The organism is Cellulomonas sp. P4_B5_2 (assembly GCF_056402235.1).
The window spans coordinates 1-21,233 of record NZ_JBFUHU010000110.1 but is presented as its reverse complement, the minus strand read 5'-3'; the positions used below and the strand labels follow the sequence as shown (position 1 = coordinate 21,233).

At 71.9% G+C, this 21,233-nt stretch carries 17 protein-coding genes and 1 pseudogene; 5 read left to right on the top strand and 13 right to left on the bottom strand.

What is annotated here, in order from left to right:
- Together AC1DUQ_RS09895 and AC1DUQ_RS09890 are read left to right on the top strand one after the other, a co-directional pair.
- Positions 1-214: pseudogene (locus AC1DUQ_RS09895) on the top strand (N-acylglucosamine 2-epimerase); the annotation flags it as partial.
- Positions 215-292: 78 nt separating this feature from the next.
- Complete coding sequence (locus AC1DUQ_RS09890; protein WP_477062240.1) at positions 293-1,966, top strand: cation:proton antiporter domain-containing protein; 1,674 nt, start codon at positions 293-295, stop codon at positions 1,964-1,966.
- 3 nt (positions 1,967-1,969) lie between these two features.
- On the opposite strand, the gene AC1DUQ_RS09885 is transcribed toward AC1DUQ_RS09890, so the two are convergent.
- The 8 genes from AC1DUQ_RS09885 to AC1DUQ_RS09850 form a co-directional block, all read right to left on the bottom strand.
- Positions 1,970-4,003: a glycoside hydrolase family 32 protein gene (locus tag AC1DUQ_RS09885; protein ID WP_477062239.1), complete on the bottom strand. Its 2,034-nt coding sequence runs from the start codon at positions 4,001-4,003 to the stop codon at positions 1,970-1,972.
- A 36-nt stretch (positions 4,004-4,039) separates the two neighbouring features.
- Positions 4,040-4,162 (bottom strand): hypothetical protein, encoded by a 123-nt coding sequence (locus tag AC1DUQ_RS09880; protein ID WP_477073727.1) that lies wholly within the window; start codon positions 4,160-4,162, stop codon positions 4,040-4,042.
- Entirely contained in the window at positions 4,162-4,884 is a 723-nt protein-coding gene (locus tag AC1DUQ_RS09875; protein ID WP_477073726.1) for a glycoside hydrolase family 68 protein, read from the bottom strand. Before AC1DUQ_RS09875 ends, AC1DUQ_RS09880 begins: the two co-directional genes overlap by 1 nt.
- 48 nt (positions 4,885-4,932) lie before the next feature.
- Positions 4,933-5,847, bottom strand: a complete 915-nt coding sequence (locus AC1DUQ_RS09870) for a carbohydrate ABC transporter permease (RefSeq protein WP_477073725.1) — start codon at positions 5,845-5,847, stop codon at positions 4,933-4,935.
- Positions 5,848-5,850: 3 nt separating this feature from the next.
- Positions 5,851-6,801 carry a carbohydrate ABC transporter permease gene (locus AC1DUQ_RS09865; protein ID WP_477062236.1) on the bottom strand — a complete coding sequence of 317 codons (951 nt, stop codon included), beginning with the start codon at positions 6,799-6,801 and terminating at the stop codon, positions 5,851-5,853.
- A gap of 58 nt (positions 6,802-6,859) precedes the next feature.
- Positions 6,860-8,026, bottom strand: coding sequence for a sugar ABC transporter substrate-binding protein (locus AC1DUQ_RS09860; RefSeq protein WP_477062235.1), 1,167 nt, complete (start codon positions 8,024-8,026; stop codon positions 6,860-6,862).
- Between the two features lie 139 nt (positions 8,027-8,165).
- On the bottom strand, positions 8,166-9,218 hold the full coding sequence (locus tag AC1DUQ_RS09855) for a LacI family DNA-binding transcriptional regulator (protein WP_477062234.1): 1,053 nt from the start codon (positions 9,216-9,218) through the stop codon (positions 8,166-8,168).
- Between the two features lie 165 nt (positions 9,219-9,383).
- Entirely contained in the window at positions 9,384-10,358 is a 975-nt protein-coding gene (locus tag AC1DUQ_RS09850) for a choice-of-anchor L domain-containing protein (protein ID WP_477062233.1), read from the bottom strand.
- A gap of 538 nt (positions 10,359-10,896) precedes the next feature.
- Between AC1DUQ_RS09850 and AC1DUQ_RS09845 the strand changes: the two genes are divergently transcribed.
- The 3 genes from AC1DUQ_RS09845 (at position 10,897) to AC1DUQ_RS09835 (ending at position 15,697) form a co-directional block, all read left to right on the top strand.
- On the top strand, positions 10,897-12,477 hold the full coding sequence (locus AC1DUQ_RS09845; protein WP_477073724.1) for a glycoside hydrolase family 68 protein: 1,581 nt from the start codon (positions 10,897-10,899) through the stop codon (positions 12,475-12,477).
- Between the two features lie 23 nt (positions 12,478-12,500).
- Entirely contained in the window at positions 12,501-14,063 is a 1,563-nt protein-coding gene (locus tag AC1DUQ_RS09840; protein ID WP_477073723.1) for a glycoside hydrolase family 32 protein, read from the top strand.
- Positions 14,064-14,320: 257 nt separating this feature from the next.
- Positions 14,321-15,697, top strand: a complete 1,377-nt coding sequence (locus tag AC1DUQ_RS09835; RefSeq protein WP_477073722.1) for a sigma 54-interacting transcriptional regulator — start codon at positions 14,321-14,323, stop codon at positions 15,695-15,697.
- Here AC1DUQ_RS09835 and AC1DUQ_RS09830 read toward each other — a convergent pair.
- The 5 genes from AC1DUQ_RS09830 to AC1DUQ_RS09810 are packed head-to-tail and all read right to left on the bottom strand — an operon-like array spanning position 15,652 to position 21,031.
- The gene (locus AC1DUQ_RS09830; RefSeq protein WP_477062229.1) at positions 15,652-16,287 is read right to left on the bottom strand and encodes a hypothetical protein; all 636 of its coding nucleotides are present in this window, start codon (positions 16,285-16,287) and stop codon (positions 15,652-15,654) included. The two genes, AC1DUQ_RS09835 and AC1DUQ_RS09830, sit on opposite strands and share 46 nt — an antisense overlap.
- Before the next feature lie 17 nt (positions 16,288-16,304).
- Complete coding sequence (locus AC1DUQ_RS09825; protein WP_477062228.1) at positions 16,305-17,063, bottom strand: amidohydrolase family protein; 759 nt, start codon at positions 17,061-17,063, stop codon at positions 16,305-16,307.
- Positions 17,060-18,118, bottom strand: coding sequence for a hypothetical protein (locus AC1DUQ_RS09820; RefSeq protein ID WP_477062227.1), 1,059 nt, complete (start codon positions 18,116-18,118; stop codon positions 17,060-17,062). The genes AC1DUQ_RS09825 and AC1DUQ_RS09820 overlap by 4 nt, the downstream gene beginning before the upstream one ends.
- Before the next feature lie 11 nt (positions 18,119-18,129).
- Positions 18,130-19,656: a hypothetical protein gene (locus tag AC1DUQ_RS09815; RefSeq protein ID WP_477062226.1), complete on the bottom strand. Its 1,527-nt coding sequence runs from the start codon at positions 19,654-19,656 to the stop codon at positions 18,130-18,132.
- A gap of 10 nt (positions 19,657-19,666) precedes the next feature.
- The gene (locus AC1DUQ_RS09810) at positions 19,667-21,031 is read right to left on the bottom strand and encodes a hypothetical protein (protein ID WP_477062225.1); all 1,365 of its coding nucleotides are present in this window, start codon (positions 21,029-21,031) and stop codon (positions 19,667-19,669) included.
- Between the last annotated feature and the right edge of the window lie 202 nt (positions 21,032-21,233).

The following is a 21,233-nucleotide window of genomic DNA, read 5'->3' as shown; positions in this document are numbered from 1 at the left end:
CCCGCGCACCGCGGCGCTGCACCACCGCGCGCTGGCGTCCGCGGCCCCCGGCCTGGTGGTGGCGGTGGGTGAGCCCGGCGGGCGCGACGACGTCCCGCCGCTCCTGCACGACCGGCCGATGGTCGGTGGCGTCCCGGCGGCGTACGTGTGCCGGGGGTTCGTGTGCGACCGGCCGACGACTCACCCGGAGGACCTCGCGCACCTGCTCGCCTGAGCGGACACCCGACGAGGGCGCTCCGCCGAGCGGGCAAGATAGGGAGTCACCACCCACCGCCGGCGCGAGAGGGACCTCATGGCAGTTGCTGCCCTGTACCTCGGCGCCGCACTGGTCGGCGGGCTGCTCGCGGTGCTGCTGCGCCTGCCGCCGCTGGTCGGGTTCCTCGCGGCCGGCTTCGCGCTGGGCGCCGGCGGAGCTCCCACGCTGCCGTACCTGGAGCCGATCGCGAACTTCGGGGTCGTCCTGCTGCTGTTCGCCATCGGTCTCAAGCTCGACGTCCGCACGCTGCTGCGCCGCGAGATCTGGCTCACCACCGTCGTGCACCTGGCGATCAGCGTCGCGATGGCGCTCGGCTTCCTCGGCTTGCTCGCGGTGATCGGGTTCGGGTACATCGCCGACGAGTCGTTCGGCGCGCTCGCCCTCGTCGGGTTCGCCCTGTCGTTCTCCTCGACGGTGTTCGTCGTCAAGGTCCTGGACGACCGCTCCGACACGACCTCGCTGTACGGCCGCATCGCTGTCGGTGTCCTCGTCATGCAGGACGTCGCGGCCGTGGTCTTCCTGTCGCTGTCCAGCGGTGAGCCGCCCAGCCCGTGGGCCCTGCTGCTCTTCCTGCTGATCCCGGGTCGCTGGGTGCTGCACCGGATCTGGGACCGTGTGGGCCACGGCGAGCTGCAGGCGCTGTTCGGCGTCGCGGTGGCCGTGGTGCTCGGCTACGGGCTCTTCGAGCTGGTCGGCATCGCCGGCGACGTCGGGGCGCTCGTGGTCGGCGTGCTCCTGTCGTCCCACCCGCAGGCCGGCGAGCTGTCGCGTTCGCTCATGACGTTCAAGGACCTCATGCTCGTCGCGTTCTTCGTGCAGATCGGGTTGCACGGCACGCCGCACCTGTTCGAGATCGGCCTGGGGCTGCTCCTGCTCCTGCTCCTGCCGTTCCAGGTGGCCGCCTACGCAGGCGTCCTGTGGCTGATGCGGCTGCGGCGCCGCACGTCGTTCCTGGCCGGCCTCGTGCTCTCCAACTACTCCGAGTTCGGGATCATCGTCGTCGCCGTCGGAGCGAGCACGGGCCTGCTCGACGACCAGTGGGTGGTCGTGTTCTCGCTCGCGGTGGCGTTCAGCTTCGGCCTGTCCGCGATCGTCAACCGGCGCGGCGTCGAGCTGGCCTCCCGGTTGTCGCGCCTGCTCCCGGCGCGCGACAGCGACCGGCTCCACCCGGACGACCGCCTGGTGGACGTCGGCGACGCCGACGCCCTCGTCCTCGGCCTCGGACGCGTCGGAGCCGCCACCTATGCGCGGCTGCGCGACGAGTACGGCCTCTCCGTCGTCGGCGTCGAGCACGACCAGACCCGGGTGCTCGCCCTCGAGGACGAGGGCTACGACGTCGTGCGCGCCGACGCCACCGACCTCGAGTTCTGGAACCGCGTGCAGCGCGCCGGTCGGGTCAAGATGGCCGTCCTCGCCATGCCGTTCCACAACGCCAACCTCATCGCCCTGGCCCGGCTCCAGGCCGCCGGCTTCACCGGCAAGGTGGCCGCGGTCGCGCGGTACGACGACGACGTCGCCGAGCTCCAGCGGCACGGTGCGGACGCGGTGTTCCACCTGTACGGCTCGGCCGGCTTCGCGCTGGCGGACCACGCGGCTGAGGTGCTGCTGGCGGGCCGAGGAGGGGCACCGTCGGAGCACCACGCGCCCGCCCGTCCGGGCGACGAGCTGGACGTCCTCGACCCGCTCGACCGCCGGGCCGAGCCCGCCTGACGGCTAGTCGCTGAGCACGATCTGGTCCACCATCAGGTGCCCCCAGGGGCCCGTGGCGTCGTCGAGCACCTGCACCTGGGCCTGTCGGCCGGCGAGATCGCCCAGATCCCAGCGGACAGGTCGCAGGGTCCCCTCGTCGCGGCCTGTCGCGGTCCGCACCGGCAGGCCGTCGACCAGCAGGTTGACCGACGTCGCCGGCTCTACGCCCAGCGGGTGGTCCCCGCCCCCGAGCAGCAGGTGCAGGTACCGCCGGTCGATCGTGAACGGGGGAGAGGTGATCGTTCCCGTCGCGGGGTCGCCCCCACCGACGAACGTGTCGAGCACCTGCCGGCCGACCTGGCCGGGGAGCGATCCGGTGGTCGGTCCGGCGCCGTCGAAGCTGCCGGTCGCGGTCCAGCCGGACCCCCAGCCGGACCCCTCGAAGCCGGCGAGCACGCGCGCGGGCCGTTGGTCGGGGACGCCGAGCTCGGTGATCGTGAGGTTCGAGAACATGGCGACGCCCCCGGCGGAGTACAGGGCGATCCCCGTGTCCGCGGGCTCGGCGAACACCTGGCTGGAGTGCACGTAGCGCCCGTCGTCGACGAACACCTCGATGGTCGTGCGGTCCACGAGGATGCGCAGGTGCACGCGGTCGGCGGCGGGGTCGAAGGGCGCGTGGCTCTCCCACTTCTCGCCCGACGGGTCGGGGTTCCCGGTCCCGCCACGGTTCAGGTAGGTGGTGTCTCCGAACACGCCCACGTCGGCGTGCCGGCTTCCGTCGGCGGACCGGCGCAGCTGCAGCCCGACGTTCTCCAGGTCGGTCCAGCTGATGTCGGTCTCCAGCTGGTACGCGTCGCCCCGGTAGTCGAGCGGCACGTGCCCGTCCACGCGGACCGTGCCGAGCTCGGTGACGGAGGTGGCCAGGCGGTCCAGCGTCTCGACCGGCTGGGAGAGGAGGGAGTAGCCGCTCCCGGTCCGGGCCAGCCGGATCTCCCGGACGATCGAGTCGGTGCCGTTGAACCCGTCGGCCGCCCACGTCGGGGTGGTGTACGGGTAGGACCAGCTGTTCATCCAGCCGACGGCGAACCGCCGGTCCTGCTCGGGCCTCGCGGGGTCGGGCCAGGTGACCGCGCCGTACCAGTCGAACCCGTGGTCGAGCCACTGCGGATCGGGCTGGTCGGGCACGAAGGTCGTGCCGTCGAACGATCCGGTCCAGTACGCGTAGGTGCTCGGGGAGTCGGTGAGGTAGCCGTTGCCGCTCAGGCCCATGACCCAGCGGAGCGTGCCGTCGTCCGCCCGGATCTGGAAGAGGTCGGGGCACTCGAGGATGCCCAGGCCGGTGTTCACGTACTCCGAGACCCGGGTCCAGTCCCGCAGGTTCGGGGACGTCCAGAAGCCGATCCTCTGGCCCTCGGCGATCAGAGCCACCCACCGCCCGCGATCGGCGTCCCACACGATCTTCGGGTCGCGGAAGTCCCGGCGACCCCCGTTCGGGATCACCGGCGCCTCGCCGTACGGCCGGAAGTTCCGGCCGCCGTCGGTGGAGTACCAGAGGAACTGCGCCTGTGGGCCGGAGGCGTCGAGGATCTGCGCGGGCGTCGGGTGGTCCATCTGCGTGACGAGCATGATCACGGCGCCTGCGCCGAACCCTGCCGTCCCGGCGGTGTCCACCACGGCCGACCCGGACCACAGGTCGTAGTTGGCGTTGGTCGCCTTGGGCGCGGCGACCCCCTGGTCGTGGAACACCACGTTGTCGGTGGTCGTCGCCAGGCGCCAGGCGGTGCCGACGGCGTCGTCATAGTCGGCGTTGTACAGGTAGTAGTAGTGCGTGGTGCCGTCGATCACCACCGGTCGCTGCGGGTCGTTCTTCCAGTGGTCCGGCACCGTGAAGTGGTACCGAGCCCGGTACGTGTCAGCCACGTCGGCCGCCTGCGCGGGTGCGGCCTGCCGGGGGCCGGCCGCACCCGCCGCCGCCACGACGACGGTCAGCAGCGCGATCGCTGCCCGCCGCCGCGTGAGGCCCCCGTCGGTCCGTCGAGCTCGGTCGTGAGTCGCCATCGACTCGCCTCTCCTCGATCCGGGTCGGGGTGCTGGTCACCGCACGTCGGTGGGCACCGGGTCCAGCACCTCCAGCCGGCGGCCGTCCCACCTCACGGGCAGGGGGTCGCTGACGCCGCCGACGAAGCCGCCGCCGGCTCCGGTGTGGTGGAAGGCCATCAGGACCCACTGGCCGTCGGCACGGCGGYGGACCAGCCGCCCGCTGTAGAGGGTGTCGTCGGTCGCCTGGTGCGCGTCGGCCACGTCGTACGGACCGAGCAGGCTCGCCGCCGGCGTGGCCCACACGCCTCCCGTCGCCCCGGTGGCGACGGCGGCCGCAGACATGTCCGTCGCCAGGCACGAGAAGAGACACCGCGGTCGTCGGCCGGACCTGTCCGTGCGCGGGCGGTGACGAGCATGTGCCAGCCGTTACCGTCCGGGTCCGCGAACACCCACGGGTCGCGGAACGCCTCGTCGTGCCACTGCCCGTCGGCCAGCACCTCATACCACTCGCCGTCGGCGCGCAGCACGGGGTTGTCGGGGGACTTGTCCCACGTCATCAGGTCGTTCGACGTGGCGTACCCGATCGTCTGCACGTTGCCCGCCGGCGTGAGTGTCGAGCCGGTGTAGAAGAGGAACCACGTGCCGTCGGGGTGCCGCACGACCGAGCCGGTCCACGTGGCGAGGTCGTCGAACGCCGGAGCGTCGCTGCGCACCAGCGCGTCCGTCACGCGGGTCCAGTCCTGCAGGTCCGACGACACCGCATGCCCGATCGAGGCCCGGTAGTGACGACGGTCCGGCTCGTGCAGCGCACGCGACGCGTAGAGGAAGAAGAGGTGGTACTGGTCGCCGTCGTCGGCGAGCCAGAAGTCCCACACCCAGGACTCGGGAAGGGTGAACATGTCTGCCTTTCACGCCGTTTCCGGCGGGGGTCCGAGGGGTACGAGGGGTCAGCCCTTGACGCCGCTGGCAGCGACGCTGCTGACGAAGGCCCGCTGGAACGAGAGGAACACGATGAGCACCGGCAGCGTGATGAGGGTCGTATAGGCCATCACCTCGCCCCAGGCGGGGTTCAGCTGGAAGAAGTACTGCATCCCCACCATCACGGGGCGCAGGCTCTCCTCCTGCACGACCATGAGCGGCCACAGGTAGGAGTTCCAGGCGGGAAGGAACGTGAGGATGGCGACCGTGGCGAACGCCGGGCCGGCCAGGGGGACGACGATCTTGCGGTAGATGGTGAACCAGCCGGCGCCGTCGATCCGCGCGGCCTCGTCGAGGGACTTCGGGATCGTCGAGAAGTACTGGGTGAACAGGAAGATCGAGAACGCGTTCGCGATGAACGGGATGATCTGCACCTGGTAGGTGTTCAGCCAGCCGAAGTCGTACTTCGGGACGCCGCCCTCGAACACCAGGGTGGGCAGCTTGGACACCCAGTAGACCATCGGGATCGCGATCGTCTCGAAGGGCACGATGAGCGTCGCGATGACGACGGCGAGCACCGCACCGCGGCCCTTCCACTCCAGCCGCGACAGCGCGAACCCGCACATGCTGTTCACCACCAGCCCGAGCACCACGATCAGCGCGGTGATCAGCACGGAGTTGAGCATGAACCGGGCGACTGGCACCCGGTCGAACACGTCCCGGTAGTTGTTCAGGCTGATGTCACCCACGGGAAGGAACGCGTCCAGGGAGCGGGCGTCGGTCAGGATCTGCGCGTCCGGCTTCAGGCTGGACACGAACATGAACACGAGCGGGAAGAGGAAGACGACGGCGAAGAACACTAGCGCGACGTACGAGAAGACACGGCGCCGGCGGCGCTGCTGGTGCTCCGTGCGGTCCAGCCGGGAGACGGTGGCGGTGGTCATGGCTCAGTCCTTCTCTCGGGTGACGAAGCGCTGCACGAGGGCGATCACGAGCACCAGCACGAAGAAGATGAGCGAGATCGCGGCGCCGTAGCCGGTCTCCTGTTCCCGGTACCCCTTGCGGACCGCGTGGTAGACGATCGTCGTCGTCGAGTCCTGCGGGCCGCCCTGCGTCATCACGTCGATCTGCACGAACAGGCCCAGGGCCGCGATCGTGATGGTGACCAGGACGAAGATCATGGTCGAGCGCAGACCCGGCCAGGTGACGTTCTTGAACTGACCCCAGGCGTCCGCGCCGTCCATGCGGGCTGCCTCGTAGAGCTCGTCGGGGATGGTCTGCAGCCCCGACAGCCAGATGAGCATGTGGAAGCCGACGGCCTGCCAGATCGACAGCACGATGATCGCCGGCAGCGCGGTGCTCGGGTTGTTCAGCCAGTCCGCGCCCTGCAGCGCCCCGAAGGTGACCGTGTCGATGAACGAGTTGATCAGCCCGGTCGGCTGGTACATGAACTTCCAGAGGATCGACACCACGACGATCGACGTGACCACCGGGATGAAGTAGACGATCCGGAAGAACGTCACGCCGCGCAGCTTCTGGTTGACCAGCACCGCGAGGAGCAGGCCCAGGCCGGCCTGCACGGGGACGACGACGATCGCGAACAGGAACGTGTTGAGGACCGACCGCAGGAACACGGGGTCCTGCGTGAACGCCCGGACGAAGTTGTCGAGGCCGACGAACCGCGGCGGGTTGGGGGAGATGAGCCGTGCGTTGGTGAACGACAGGGCGAACGCCAGCAGCACGGGGACGATGAGGAACAAGCCGAGCAGGACGGCAGCCGGTGCGGCCATCGCGAGCCCGGAGCGGCGTTCGCCGCGGGCGCCGGCGGAGGTCCGACGCCGCCGAACGGGGGCGTCCGGTGGTCGCGGAGGCGCGACGGACGTGGTGGAAGAGGTCATGGCGCGTGTCCGATCGGGCGGGGGCAGCAGCGGTGCTGCCCCCGCCGGTCAGGACGGCTCAGAAGCCGTAGCCGTCGTTGGACTTGATGTTGGTGTCGATCTCCTGGACCGCTCCGTCGAGGGTCGACTGCACGTCGGAGCCGCTCATGATGTCCTTCGCCGCCTTCTCGAACGTGCTCGAGATGACGGGGTACGCCGGGGTGGCGGGACGGGCGAGGGCGTAGGCCTGGGAGAGCTCGACGAAGGGGCGCAGCGGGTCGCCCTCACCGAAGTTGGCGGAGAGCTCCTCGGCGGCCGCGGTCGCGGGGATGACCACCTGCTTGTCGCTGAACTCGGCGATGTACTTGTCCTGGAAGCTGAACTCCAGGTACTCGCGCGCACCGTCTGCGGCGTCGCAGGTGGACGAGATGCCCCACTGCCAGGACCCGCCACCGATCTTCGGGCCGTCGCCGAAGTCCGGCGGCGGGAGGATCAGCAGGTCGTCACCGACGGCCTCGAGGGAGTCCATCGCGTTCCAGACGCCGGTGTAGCTGAGCGCGACGACGTCGTCGTTGAACTCCTGGTTGCCGATGGTGCCGGAGTTGCTGGCCCAGCCGTTGGCAAAGGCGTCCTGGAACCACGTGAAGAAGGTGACCGCCTCCGGCCCGTTGAGGGCGCCGTCCGCCGTGAGCATGGTGTCGCGGTCGATGAGGTCGCCGCCGGCGCTCTGCAGCATGGGGGAGTAGGCGTACGACCACCACTCGCCCTTGTCCTCTGCGCCGATGTCCAGGGGCGTCTCGTAGCCCGCGGCCTTCAGCGTGGCCAGCGCGTCGTCGAACTCGTCGACGGTCCACGGCTCCTCGATTGTCGGGATCCGGATGCCGTTGGCGTCGAGCACCGACTTGCGGGCGAAGATCGACAGCGCCGCGTCCCAGTAGCCGGCCGCGTAGATCTTGTCCTGGTAGGTGCCCACCGCGGTCGGCAGCAGGTTGTCCGTGATGCTGGTGGGCAGGTCGAGCGGCTGGATGTACTCCGCCCAGGCCCAGTTGGGCACGATCGGGCCGTCCATGTCGAGCAGGCACGGCAGGTCGCCGGCGGCGGCCGCGGCGACGATGGCGTCGTTGTAGGCCCCCTGGGGGAAGGACTCCTCGACCACCGTGTACTTGTCCTGCGACGCGTTGAAGTCGTCGATGATCTTGCTGTAGACCTCCAGCTCGGCAGGGTTGCCCGCCGAGTGGGTCCACATCGTGAGCTCCTGGGGTCCGTCACCGGAGCCGTCGTCGCCCTGACCTGCCTGTCCGCAGGCGGAGAGTGCCAGGGCTGATGCCGCCGACACCGATACGATCGCTCCACGACCACCGACGGTGGTCGCTGGGGATTGCGTGTCAGGTCCGTCGCCGGCTGTCGCTCGCAGCTGTGGCCGGCGGCGGACCCACCGAGTCCCGATCGACGATCGGGCAGGGCATGAGGTGTGGGGCGCCGGGGTCGTCCGGCGTCCTGATGCCGAGGGCGACCTCCATCGCCCACCGGCCCATCTCGTAGTGCGGCAGCGCGACGGTGGTCAGCGGGGGGTCGAGGTCCGCCGCGACGAGCTGCTGGTCGTCGTACCCGACGATGGACAGGTCCTGCGGGATGCGCAGTCCCCGGCGGTGCGCCGCGACGTAGGCCCCGGCGGCGATGCGGTCGTTGAAGCAGAACAGGGCCGTGGGACGGCGGTCCTCGGGTAGGTCGAGCAGCTGGTCCGTGGCTCGTCGTCCGCCCGCGGACGAGGTGTCACCGCGGACGTGCAGCGCCGGGTCGGGCTCGATCCCGGCGGCGGCGAGCACCTCGAGGTACCCGTCGTGCCGCAGGCGGGACGCGACGGGCGGGTGCGGTTCGTCGACGTCCACGTACGCGATCCGGCGGTGCCCGGCGGCGACGAGCTCGCGCACGGCCGCCACACCCCCGGCGTGGTCGTCGGGCACGACGGCCGGGTAGCCGCCCTGAGCCGGGCGGCAGTCGAGGAACACGCTGCGGCGCGGCAGTGACGCGGGGACGTCCACCACCCGGTGCCACATGCAGGCGTAGATCATCGCGTCGACCTGCTGGTCGGCCAGGGCCCGGATGGCGTCGCGCTCCACCGTCGGGTCCGCGTCGGTGTCCACCAGGAACACCAGGTAGCCGTGCTCGCGGGCGACGTCCTGGGCACCGGAGAGCATGCGACCGGCGAACGGCGTGGTGGCGATCCTGTCCGAGATCAGGCCGATGGTGCGGGTGCGCTGGGTCCGCAGGCCGCGCGCCACCGAGTTGGGGGTGTAGCCGACCTCCGCCGCCGCACGCCGGACCCGCTCCCGGGTGCTCTCGGGGATCCGCGCGTTCTGGTCGTTGAGCACCAACGAGACCGTGGCGGTGGAGACGCCGGCCGCGGCGGCGACGTCCGAGATCCGCACTCGCGCCATGTCACACCTCACTCCCTCGTGAGTTGCCCGATCAGTGCCGGGGTGCTAAATCGATTAAACACCTGGAGTGAGGATGCCCCCAGATTCGCCCGACGTCAAGTGTCCGTGGCCGAACCGCGATGAGCCCCTCCCGTGGATCGCTCCACGGGAGGGGCTCGTGCCGGATCAGAACGGGATCCCACCCCGAGGGCCGGCGATCCCCGGAACGGTGCCTTCCTCGCCCGAGCACCACGGCAGCCAGGGGAGCAGCCGGCACAGGAACGTGCCGAGCTGGCTGGGCAGCTGCGTGGACCGCAACGAGGACGACTGCAGCAGGGTGGTGGTGTCGAGCTGCCCGTCACGGGTGTCCGCGACCGCGATGCGCACCGTGACAGGCTGTCGCGGCGTCACGTCGGCGGTGCAGGTCAACGGCACGGTGAAGGCGTTCATCTCCGTGTCGTGGCCGACGGCGCCGGGATCGTTCGGCTCGAAGTTGGCCACGTAGTAGGCGCTGTTCGTCGCGGCGTTGACCGTGTCCGTGCCCACCAGCGTGTCCGAGCCAGGGACGAACGAGCACGGCGTGCCGCCGACCCAGACGGCGAACGCGTCGCGGTACCCCGTCGCGGCCCAGGTGGCGTACTCCTCCGAACCGAGCACGTAGGTCAGCAGGAGTCGGCGACCCTGCGGAACGACCTCGACCGAGAGGGTCGCCGCGTCGTACGTCGTGGCTCCGACGAGGGCGCTGAGCGGCTCGTCACCGCTCCCGCCGAGATCGCCCGTCGTCGTCAGCGAGCTGTTCGGCCCGAGGATCGCGGACCTCGTGAAGTCCACGTCCTCGTCGGAGGCGGGGTCCGCGTCGATGAGCGAGCCCGACGTGAGCGCCACTCCCGTCGTCGGAAAGGCGCCGAACCCGGCGTCGGCGAAGATTCCGGCCTGGACGGCCGCACCGGTGAAGGAGGCCGCGCGGACGGTGACGTTGCGGCCGGTCAACGTGCTGGCGAGCGTGATCGCGTTGGTGTCACGCAACGTGGTGACGCTCTGCCCGGGTGACGCCTGAGCCGCGCTCGCGAGCGAGCCGGCGGTCAGTGCTGTCAGTGCGATCCCGAGGATCGCTGCGCGTGCGCCCGTTCGGGCACCGCGTCCTGTCGTCGGAGGCTTCATGATGCTCCAGGTCCTCGTCGGGTGCGTCGGCAGACGGTGCCTTGCCGGCGCGGGCGCGCTGAGCGCGCCAGGTCGCGATGGGGGTGCATCGGTCGTCAACCCGAGGTGGTGTGCGCCGCGCAGGGGCGCCCACCCGGAGCTCGTGCCACCGTCCGTCGGCGGCGCGTTCGCTGCTCTCCTTCCAGCGGTCCGGCGCGTCGGTGCGCGCTGCAGGGGGAGCGCGGAACGCTCGTGGCGGCCGGGATGTGTCGGCCGCGGAGGGCCCGGGAGGCGGCTGCGCTGCCGTCGTGCGGACCGATAAGCCTCAGGCGTACACCTCGTCGGAGAGGTCGTCAACCGGTAGGTGACGGTTGTCACGGCAAACTGTGATGGAGCCTTGACAAGCGCGAATCGGCGGTGCCTACCCTGTCGCCGATGGGGGAGGACCGGGCCGTCACTCGAGCACCTGACCAGCACACCGACCACGAGCCAGGACCCGACGCCGACGTCGACGTCGACGCCTGCGACGACCGCGGAGCCCACGACGCCTGCCCCCGAGGTGGCGGCGCCCGCCCCGGACGACGGTGACGTCTCCGTGCTGCGGCTGCCGGGGTACCCGGCGCCCTCCATCCACAGTCAGCGGGCCTACGACCCCGAGGAGAGCTTCACCGCCAGGTGGACGCGCGCCGACGCGCTCCAGCTGCGCGCGATGTCCGACCCCGAGGCTCCCGCGGGGGAGAACTCGATGCCTGCGGAGTACTCCATGCCGCCGATCCCGCAGGACTTCCCGATCCTCACCGAGCCGGACGGTACGCAGGTCTGGGTGTGGGACACCTGGACGCTGACTGACGGTGCGGCGAACCAGATCAGCTTCAAGGGCTGGGAGGTCATCTTCTCGCTGACCGCCGACCCGGCCGCGGGCTACACCTTCGACGCCCGGCACACCCACGCGCGCCTGGGTTTCTTCTACCGCAAGGCGGACGTGCCCAAGGAGCAGCGGCCCGAGAACGGTGGCTGGATCTACGGCGGGTACGTCTTCCCGGACGGTGCTGCCGGTGCCATCTTCGAGGACCAGTCGTTCACCACGGTGACCGAGTGGTCGGGATCGACGCGGCTGATGGAGGGCAACAAGCTGCGGCTCTTCTACACCGCGGTCGCGTTCTACCGGGACGCCAACGACCAGGACATCAAGCCGGCGGACCCGCGGATCGTGCAGACGGAGGGCCGTCTGTTCGCCGACGAGAACGGCGTCTGGATGACGGGCTTCCGCGACCAGCACCAGCTCCTCGTCCCCGACGGCACGTACTACCAGACCAAGGAGCAGAACCCGTTCGTCAACTTCCGCGACCCGTTCACCTTCGAAGACCCCGCCCACCCGGGCAAGACGTACATGGTCTTCGAGGGCAACACCGGAGGGCAGCGCGGTTCCGTGACCTGCACCGCCGAGGATCTGGGGTACCGCGAGGGTGACCCGTACGCCGAGGACCCGGCGACGGTCACCGCGAACGGCGCCAACTTCCAGATGGCCAACGTGGGGCTGGCGGTCGCCGAGAACAGGGCGCTGACCCAGTGGCGGTTCCTCCCGCCGATCCTGTCCGGCAACTGCGTCAACGACCAGACCGAACGGCCGCAGATCTACCTGCAGAACGGGAAGTACTACCTGTTCACCATCAGCCACCGCAGCACCTTCGCTCGGGGGCCCGGGGTGGACTCGACCGATCCGCGGTTCTGGTACATGGACGGTCCGGACGGTGTCTACGGGTTCGTCGGCAACGGGATCCGGTCGGACTTCCAGCCGCTCAACGAGGGCAGCGGGCTCGCGCTCGGCAACCCGACCAACCTGAACTACGGGATCGGCACCTCGGCCATGCCGGCTGAGGGCCAGTCGCCGTACACGTTCCAGGCCTACTCGCACTACGTCATGCCGAACGGGCTCGTGGAGTCGTTCATCGACGCCATCGGCAACCCCGACGTGCGGCGTGGCGGGACGCTGGCCCCGACCGTGCACCTGTCGATCGCGGGGACGTCCGCGGTGGTCGACCAGAGCTACGGCGACGGTGGGCTGGGTGCGTACGGGGACATCCCGGCGAACAAGGCACAGCCGGTCGATCCGGCGCCCGACCCCAGGCCGGTCCCCTGAACCGACCGGAGTCGAGCTCGCAGGTGACCCCCGCCCCGGCGGGGGTCACCTGGCGTGCACGCGCGCGACGCGTCGTGGCGGCGATGGTCGCGCTCGGTCTCGGGCTGTGCGCGTGCTCCGGTGGCGACGACGACGGCCGCCCCGCCCCGTCACCGTCGACCCCGTACACCGAGCGCTGGCGTCCGCAGTTCCACTACTCCCCGCCGGAGGGGCGCCTGGCGGACCCGGACGGGCTCGTCCACGACGATGGGCGGTGGCACTTGTTCCACCAGCAGGACGGCACGTGGGCGCACGCGGTGAGCCCCGACGCCGTGCACTGGACGACGCTGCCGACCGCGCTGCAGCACGATGAGCTCGGGCAGGCGCTCTCGGGCAGCGTCGTGGTCGACGCCGCGGATACGAGCGGCCTGTTCGGTGGCCCGCCGGGAGGACTGGTCGCCGTGTACACGAGCACGGTGGGCGGCGAGTCGCAGAGCCTGGCGTACTCGTCGGACGGCGGACTGACCTGGCAGCGGTACGCGGACAACCCGGTGGTCGCCAACGGTGGCCGGGTGGACTTCCGTGACCCGAAGGTGTTCTGGCACGAGCCGACCGGGCGCTGGGTGATGGTGGTGAGCACCGGTGACGAGGTCACGCTGTTGGCGTCGCCCGACCTCCTGCGATGGGTGGAGCTCAGCCGCTTCGGCCGCGGCCAGGGCCTGCACTCGGCGGTCTGGGAGTGCCCCGACCTCTTCCCGTTGCAGGTCGACGGGGACCCCGATCGGGTGCGGTGGGTGCTGACGGTGTCCGTGGGAGCGAGCGACGCCACAGGCGGGTCCACCGCGCAGTACTTCGTCGGCGACTTCGACGGGACCACCTTCACCCGGGACCCGTCCGTGCCTCACGACTCTGTTCAGCTGACCGACCTGGGTCAGGACTTCTACGCCGCGCAGTCCTACGAGCAGGCGCCCGACGGCCGCCGCGTGTGGATCGGGTGGATGGGGAACTGGCGGTATCCGTACGAGGCCCCGACCCGACCGTGGACGAATGCGATGAGCGTGCCGCGTGACCTCGGTCTGCGCACCGTCGGCGGGCAGGTCCGCCTCGTGCAGTCTCCCGCGGCGGAGCTCGCGTCCCTTCGCGGGCAGCCCGTGCGGATCGGTTCCCGAGCGATCGAGCGCGACACACCGCTCCCGCTGGGAGGTCCGCCCTACGAGCTCGAGGCCGAGATCGAGACGGGTGACGCGGGGCGCGTGGGGCTGCGCGTGCTCGAGAGCCGGGGGGCGGACGGGCTCGTCGAGGAGTCTGTCGAGGTCGGTTACACCACCGCCGACGGTGGCCAGATCTACCTGGAGCGCACGGGTGGCGTGCTTGCCGACTTCGCCGTGCGGCGCTCGGCGGCCTACCGTCCGAGAGACGGGACCGTCCGGTTGCACCTCCTGGTCGACGCGTCCTCGGTGGAGGTGTTCGTCGACGACGGCGCGCTGACCGGCACGATGCTGGCGTTCCCCGCGGGGGACGGGCAGGGACTGTCGCTGGTCTCCGAGCACGGCCGACCCCGGCTGCGCAGCCTCACCTACTGGCCCCTCGACTCGATCTGGCGCTGAGCGGACCTCTGGACCGCGGATCCTTGACGGTGGTGTGCCGGGCAAACAGACTCGTCGAGCGGGACAATTCGGACCCGGCTCGGTGGTGCTGCAGACGGTCGGCATCGCGGGCGGGTCCGGCGCAGTGGGCGTCGCGGGCCGTGGGCCGGGCAGGTGCGCGATCGCCGTGGCCACGGTGTCGTGGTGTTGTCCGGGGGCTGGTCCGGCGCGGTGCCCGCGGCACGGCATGTGCCCGTGGGTGCAGACCGGGGGGCACCATGGCATGGTTCCGGCTCGCCTCGTCGCCGCGATCTGCACGGTTGCGCGCCCGGCTGCTCGCGGCCGGCCTCCGCGACGCGGACGCGCGCGCGCCGGCCGCGTGGCCCGACGGTGCGCCCGGCGTCGTGGTCCTCTCGGAGACGACCTCGTCGGGGGGAACGGTCTGGCCGGACACGGCGTCGGGTCGGGTGCTCGTGGCTGCACTGCCCGGGGTCCGGGTCGATCCCTGGACGTTGCTCGCCCGCGGCGCGGCGGACGTGGTGCACCTCGACGGCGACGACGACCTGGTCCCCGTCCTGGAGCGTCTCACCCGGTGGGAGGCCGTCGACCGGCTGGTGACCTCCGGCGAGGTGACGGCGACCTCCGTCGGCTCGTCGTCCTGCTGGCGCGACTTCCTGCGCGAGCTGGTGGAGGTCGCGCGGTTCTCCCGCTCGCCGGTCCTGCTCACCGGCGAGACCGGGGTCGGCAAGGAGGTCGCCGCGCGGCTGGTGCACCGGCTCGACCCTCACCGGTCCGGCGGTGACCTCGTGCTCATCGACTGCACGACCGTGGTCCCGACGCTGGCGGGCAGCGAGTTCTTCGGGCACGAGCGGGGTGCGTTCACCGGCGCGACGGCCGCGCACGAGGGCGCGTTCGCCCGCGCGGACGGGGGGACCCTGTTCCTCGACGAGGTCGGCGAGCTGCCCACGGGTCTGCAGGCCGCGCTGCTCCGGGTGGTCCAGGAGGGGACGTACCAGACGGTCGGCGGCACGCACCGGCGCCGCACGGACTTCCGTCTCGTCGCCGCGACGCACCGGGACCTGCAGGCGGACGGCTTCCGGGCCGACCTGTACCACCGCCTCGCGGCCTCCCACCTGCACGTCCCCCCGCTGCGCGCCCGGCGCGAGGACGTGGTGCCACTGTTCCGGCACTTCCTCGCGGAGCAGTGCGCCGACGGCCGTGTACCCGACGTCGTTCCCGAGGTGGCGGCGGCGCTCGAGGAGCGGGAGTTCCCGGGGAACGTCCGCGAGCTGCGCCAGGTCGCCGCACGGGTAGCCGCGCGCCACGTGGGCGAGGGACCGGTGACGCCCGGTGACCTGCCCCCCGAGGACAGGCCGGTCGGGTCGACCGACGGCTCGCCTTACCCCGCCGCTCGGTGGGAGCAGGGGCTCGAGGGGGCCGTGCGCGACGCCCTGCGTGCCGGGGTCGGGCTCAAGGAGCTCAAGGCGCGCACCGCCGACGTCGCGACGCGTGCTGCGCTCGACCTCGCGGGCGGCAGCAGTGCCGCGGCGCACCTCCTCGGGGTCAGCCGTCGCGCGCTCGACTACCGCACCGCGGCGCTCGATCGCGGTCAGGCCGCCCGGTCGACCGACCCGAGCTCCGAGGCGAGCTCGTAGAGGTACTCGGCGAGCTCACGCCAGTAGACGTCCGGACCCTGCATCTGCGACTGCTTGGCCGGGGCCAGGTCGGTCGCGCGTCCGCGGAACCCCGGGTGGGCGAAGAACGCCCGGCGGGCGAGCGGTTCCACCAGCAGACCGCGCGCGGCCGGCCCGATCGCGCGTGCCCACGACCGGGCCGAGTGACCGGGCAGGTCCACCGGGCTGCCGAGCCGGTTCCACACGCCGAGCGACGCCAGCCACGACCGCGCGTCACCGGTCCGGCGCGGGGCGTCCGGCAGGTGCTTCTTCAGCGGCTTGAGCAGGAAGAACGTGACTCGGGTGGGGGCCGCGCCGGGACGGTGCCAGTAGGTGATCAGGTACATGTCCGGGTCCTTGCCGTGCGCCCGCCGGAACGTCCTGCGCCGGGAGTGCAGCTGCCGCAGGCCGTCGCGGATGCCGGTCGGGTTGTGCGGCTTGATCTCGGCGATGCCCGGCCCGGAGTACGCGTGCTGCGGGCCGCCAGCGGGGATGGCCGGGTGGGGGAGCATCTGGTGCGCGGTCGACGGCGACGGCGAGGTGGGGACGGTCCAAGCGGCGACGGTGGACATCGGTTCCTCCGGGGTGCTCAGTGCGGGATGGGAGTGCTGCGGCGCACCCGGGCGACCAGGCGCTGGACGTTGCCGGCGAGCACGAGGTGGCGCGCCGGGGGCGTGAGGCGCATGACCTGCACCTTCGCCAGCTCGACGGCCGGGTGCAGGTAGGGCCCGTCGGTGCCGAACAGGACCTTGTGCGCGCCGGCGCGACGCAGGGCGTCGACCAGGACGTCGATGTATCGGACGCCCGACGTGTCGGTGAACACGTTGGGTCGGGTCTCCAGCAGGTCGGTCAGCCGGACCTGCGCGCGCCAGTCGTCCGCGAACGACGACAGGTGGGGGATGACCCAGGCGACGTCGGGGTAGCGGGCCGAGAAGTGGTCGACCTGCTGCACGTCGCCGCCGGGGTCGTGGACCACGGGCAGGCGGCGGGCCTGCGCGACGCGGGCCACCTCGTCGGTCATGTCGCCGTCGCGCCAGTGCACCTTGATCGCACGGAAGCCCCACCGGTCGACGGCCGTCCCGACCATCGTCGCGACCCGGCCCGCGTCCGCCCGCGTGCCGACGAACGCGATCCCGGTCCACCGGTGCGGTGCACCGCGGACCAGGCGTGCCACGGCCCGGTTCGCCACCGTGTAGTCCTCCGACGGCGGCGCCATCAGGAGCGTGTGGGTGATGCCTGCGCGTGCGGCCCTGGTGGCGTAGCGACGCAACGGTGCGTCTGCGGACCGCCCGAGCGGGTCGGGCATGACGTCCCCCAGACCTGCGTGGCAGTGCGCGTCGATGATCACGCCGCCACCTCCTGCGCCAGCACCTCGCGCAGCGCTGCGAGCACGGTGCGCACGTCGCGGTCGGTGAGGTCCGACCGGAGCGCGAAGGTGAGTGTCGGTGCCGGATGGCAACCGGGCGCGAGGGCCAGCCCGCGGATCCCCCGAGCGCCCAGGCCGTGCACCAGCCGCACCGGGTCGGCCGACGGAGCACGCACGTGCACGAGCGGGAAGGGCAGTCCCGCCACCATGAGCCCGAGCCGCCGCAGCCCGTCGCGCAGCGCGAGCACCACGCTCCACAGGCGTCGCCGCCGGCCAGCCAGCTCGTCGCGCAGTCGCGGGGCCGTCGCCCGGTCGGCGGCAAGGAGGTCCACCGAGGTGGGCGCGCTGGAGTGCCACCGCGTCCCGTGCGTCCTCAGCTCCTCGACGAGCGGTCGTGGCCCGGTGGTCACCGCGACCGGCGCGCCGAGCCCCTTGGCGAGGGACACCACCTGCACGGCGGACACCGGACGGCCGCCCGACCAGCGCCAGGTGCCACCCCCGTCGAGCCCGAAGCCGCCGTGCCCGGAGCGGTGGCCGAGCACGCCGTACGCCTGCGTGTCGTCGACGACGAGCGTGCCCCCGTGCGCGAGGATGGCCCTCTCCAGGTCGGCCAGGGGCGCGGGCCGGTTGCAGCCGACGCACCACCCGTCGGTCACCAGGACGGGACGTCGCGCGCCGGATCCCGCCAGGACGCGACGGGCGTCTCCGACGTCGTGGTGGGCGAACGTCCGGACGGTGGCGCCCCGACGAGCCGCCGCCGACCCGGCGGCGAGCCCGACGAGCGGGTACGCGTGCGCGTCGACGACGACCGCCGTGGGGGCGAGCACGTCCACGACGTCGACCAGCGCGTGCAGGGCCGAGCGGTGCACGACGCCCGCGGCCGCGTCCTGGCTCGCCGCCACCCGCGCCGCCACCCGGCGTGCGAGGTCCGGCTCACCGAGCGCCGCTGCGCGCCCGGTGGTGAGGGTCGCCCACCCGCCGAGCTCGTCGGACCCGTGGCGCAGGCCGAGGAACAGCGACGACGTCAGGTCGAGCACCGCGCACCGCCTCAGGCCCGGGCGCGGGTCCGGTTGCGCCGCGCGAGCAGCAACGCCGGCATGGTGGCGTCGACCCCCAGCTGCAGGTCGACCCCGGTGACCGAGCGGTACGCGTGGACGTAGCGCTGGACCGCGTCGCGCATCAGCCGCGCCCAGTTGGCGGCCGAGTCGGCCTTCAGACCGATGGCGTTCCAGTCGCCCCAGCGCACGCTCATCACGAGCGCCTCGCCGTGCACCGCCAGCTCGTGGAAGTGCGTCACGCTCGCGTCGCCCCAGCCGTACAGGGACCGCATGGTGTCGACGCGGTCCATCCACGCCTCCTCGTACGGGACCATCGGCCGCCCGCCCAGGAAGTCCCGCATCTCGGACTGCGCCAGGATGTACTGCATTGCCAGGATCTCGATGCGCGACTGCAGGGGCACGCCGTCGAACTGGTTCTCCGCACCCTCCGCGAGCACCAGGTGCGTGTCCCGCAGCGCGTTGAGCACGGGGAACGCGTTGGCCACGACCGTCGTGTCGTCGTCGAGCCGGTAGAACACGAGCGCCTCGTGCAGCAGCGTGTGGAACGACTCGAGGAACCGGCTGCGGCGCTCGACGTAGCGGGCCGAGTCGGGGACGGCGCGTCCGATGAGGTCGAGCCCGTACTCGTACTGGTACTCGGCGGCCCGCCGGCGGACGGTCAGACGGTCGATCTCCCGGTCGCCCCAGGTGAAGAGCAGGTTGCGCAGCGGTCGCAGGTAGCTCAGCGAGAACCGCGCCAGCGGCTCGATGCCMCCCGGCAGCCGGCGGTTCTGGAACCGGGCGAGGATGTGGTTCAGGGCTTGAGGCACCCCGGCCTCCTCGTTCCAGTAGGACCAGATGAGCTCCACGGGTGCGGGTGCCGTGAGGAGGGTCTCGTCGATGTCGGAGACGCGTTCGGTGCTCTCGAGACCCCCGCGCACGTCCCGGAACCGGGAGGCGACGTTGTTCAGGTACGGCAGGGCACCGTTGACGAGGAAGCGTCCGCCGACGTCGATGATGTCCGTGGTGTCGAGCTCGAGGAACTCCCGCGTCGCCCGGATGATGACGTCGTAGGCCTGCGGGGAGAACGCCCCGCCCGTCTCGCGCAGCAGCGCCGCGTCCACGAAGTCCTGGTACTCCGGGAAGCTCCGCGCGGACGTCACCCGCAGGATCTCGTCGGTGAGCACCTGGTCCTCGGTGGGGACCGTCCGCGTCCGGTCGAGCTGCACGCGGGTGGCCGGCGGGTCGTTCACCACCGGGTCCGAGGCGCCGAGCAGGTGGAAGGCTCGTTCGGCGACCTCGATCTCCTCCTCACCGTCGCGCTCGAACGCGATGAGCTGGTAGGCCCCGGTCGGCGCGTTCGCGAGCTCGAACCTCAGCTGCGTCGACGTCTTGCCCTTGTCCGGTTCCCGACCGAGCGGGTCGAACCCTGCCGGGCCGCGCAGGACGAAGTGGTAGGCGGCCTTCGGGTCGAGGTCGGCGACGTCGATGACGACCCGGCCCTTGGACTTCAGCTGCGGGTTACTGATCTGGACCATGGTGTTCCCTTCAGGGCTGGGCGCTGTCCGCGACCGGCGTCGCGGGGCGCAGGGGTGCGAGGGTGGAGTGCGGACGTTGCATGACGTCGATGCTCGAGCGCACCGCCCAGGCGGACAGCACGTCGGTGAGCAGGGCCGACTCGGCGCGCGGGGCCACGAGCCCGGCCGCACGGGCCTGGCCCATGACGGCGAACACGAGGCTCGGCGGCTGACGGGCCAGGACGCCGAGGTCGTCGCCCCAGGCCTGGAACCGCGCCACGAGGCTCTCGGGCGTGCGCGACCCGAGCGGCAGCACGTCGGCGATGCTGCGTCCCCCGAGCGCGGGCGGTCGGTGGGCGGCCATGAGCTCCGCCATCGCCGGCGCGGTGCGCTCGAGCCGGGCGATGTCCTCCTGCACCTCGGGCGTGACGTCGCCGACCGGGTAGCAGGCCTTCCACGCCGCGACGAGAGCCGCCCACTGGGGGTGCGGGTACAGGGTCATCCCGACGGCCGCCGACAGCAGGACTCGCACGTAGGGCATCGGGTGCGGGTCTCCGCGCGGTGGGCGGAACGTCAGCGCGCGCGGCAGGCTCACCACCGCGAGCAGCCCGAGGGTCGAGGAGATGCCGAGCTTGCCGACGGACCACAGGTCCGCGATGCACTCGGAGACCGTGGATCGCCAGCCGGCCCACGCGCGGCTGTCCCCGCGCGCCGCTCGCCGGTCGATCTCGGCCTGCAGCGACGGCACGAGGTCGAGCTGCGCAGCCACCTGGTGGCCCACCTCGTGCACGAGCGAGGACGCGACGCCGTGCCCGACCATGCGCTCGCGGGGCACCCGGATGATGGCGACGGGCGACAGCCGCCCCCCGGGGAGCCGGGTCCGTGCACGGCGGATGGCCGCACCGGGGCCGCGCGCCAGGTAGCACACGAGCGGAGGTGGGGGCACCGGGGACCCCGGCACCTGGACCGCGTCGCGGGCGAGCCCGTCGAGACCCGAGAGCCAGACGCCCGTGCCCTGCTCGCTGCGTTGCGTGACGACCTCCGCGAAGAGGTCGAGCTGCGAGAGCACGTCGTTGAACCGCATGCGGATGGCGACGAACCTGCGCTGCTGCTCCCACGCGGGCGCCTCCCGGCCCGGGCCGTCGAGCCATTCGAGGAACGCCCCCACCTGGTGACGGAGCGTGGTGCGGCCGGAGTGCAGGAAGTGCTCGATCGCCCGGTGCGCCTCGTACGGCAGGGCGGCGGCCAGCACCATCGTCTCGGTCATCACGAACGGGCGCAGGCTCCCGAGCCGCACGAGCAGCGCCTGGGCTTCCTGGGCGATGAGCGCGGGAGCCAGTGCCTCACCGTCCAGGACGGTGGGCACCGCTCCGCGCTGCTCGACGTGCGTGATCATGCGAACTCGAACCCCAGCTCCGTGTCGGGTCCGGAGTCGTCGCCGAACCAGTCGCCGCCCGGCGCTTCGTGCAGTTCGGGCGCGCGACCGCGAGGTACGCCGCGGCCGCGCCGTCGTCGCTGCCCCCGCAGGTCGTCGCGCGCAGCTCGGCCGTGAGCGCGGCGCGGCGTTACGCCCCGTCGCTCCTGCGTCCGTCGACACC

What these genes read in the sequence shown, in the direction of transcription:
- AC1DUQ_RS09890 (WP_477062240.1), top strand. Translation starts at nt 293, where the DNA reads ATGGCAGTTGCTGCCCTGTACCTCGGCGCCGCACTGGTCGGCGGGCTG.
- AC1DUQ_RS09885 (WP_477062239.1), bottom strand. Translation starts at nt 4,003, where the DNA reads ATGGCGACTCACGACCGAGCTCGACGGACCGACGGGGGCCTCACGCGG.
- AC1DUQ_RS09880 (WP_477073727.1), bottom strand. Translation starts at nt 4,162, where the DNA reads ATGGCCTTCCACCACACCGGAGCCGGCGGCGGCTTCGTCGGCGGCGTC.
- AC1DUQ_RS09870 (WP_477073725.1), bottom strand. Translation starts at nt 5,847, where the DNA reads ATGACCACCGCCACCGTCTCCCGGCTGGACCGCACGGAGCACCAGCAG.
- AC1DUQ_RS09865 (WP_477062236.1), bottom strand. Translation starts at nt 6,801, where the DNA reads ATGACCTCTTCCACCACGTCCGTCGCGCCTCCGCGACCACCGGACGCC.
- AC1DUQ_RS09860 (WP_477062235.1), bottom strand. Translation starts at nt 8,026, where the DNA reads ATGTGGACCCACTCGGCGGGCAACCCTGCCGAGCTGGAGGTCTACAGC.
- AC1DUQ_RS09855 (WP_477062234.1), bottom strand. Translation starts at nt 9,218, where the DNA reads ATGGCGCGAGTGCGGATCTCGGACGTCGCCGCCGCGGCCGGCGTCTCC.
- AC1DUQ_RS09850 (WP_477062233.1), bottom strand. Translation starts at nt 10,358, where the DNA reads ATGAAGCCTCCGACGACAGGACGCGGTGCCCGAACGGGCGCACGCGCA.
- AC1DUQ_RS09835 (WP_477073722.1), top strand. Translation starts at nt 14,321, where the DNA reads ATGGCATGGTTCCGGCTCGCCTCGTCGCCGCGATCTGCACGGTTGCGC.
- AC1DUQ_RS09830 (WP_477062229.1), bottom strand. Translation starts at nt 16,287, where the DNA reads ATGTCCACCGTCGCCGCTTGGACCGTCCCCACCTCGCCGTCGCCGTCG.
- AC1DUQ_RS09810 (WP_477062225.1), bottom strand. Translation starts at nt 21,031, where the DNA reads ATGATCACGCACGTCGAGCAGCGCGGAGCGGTGCCCACCGTCCTGGAC.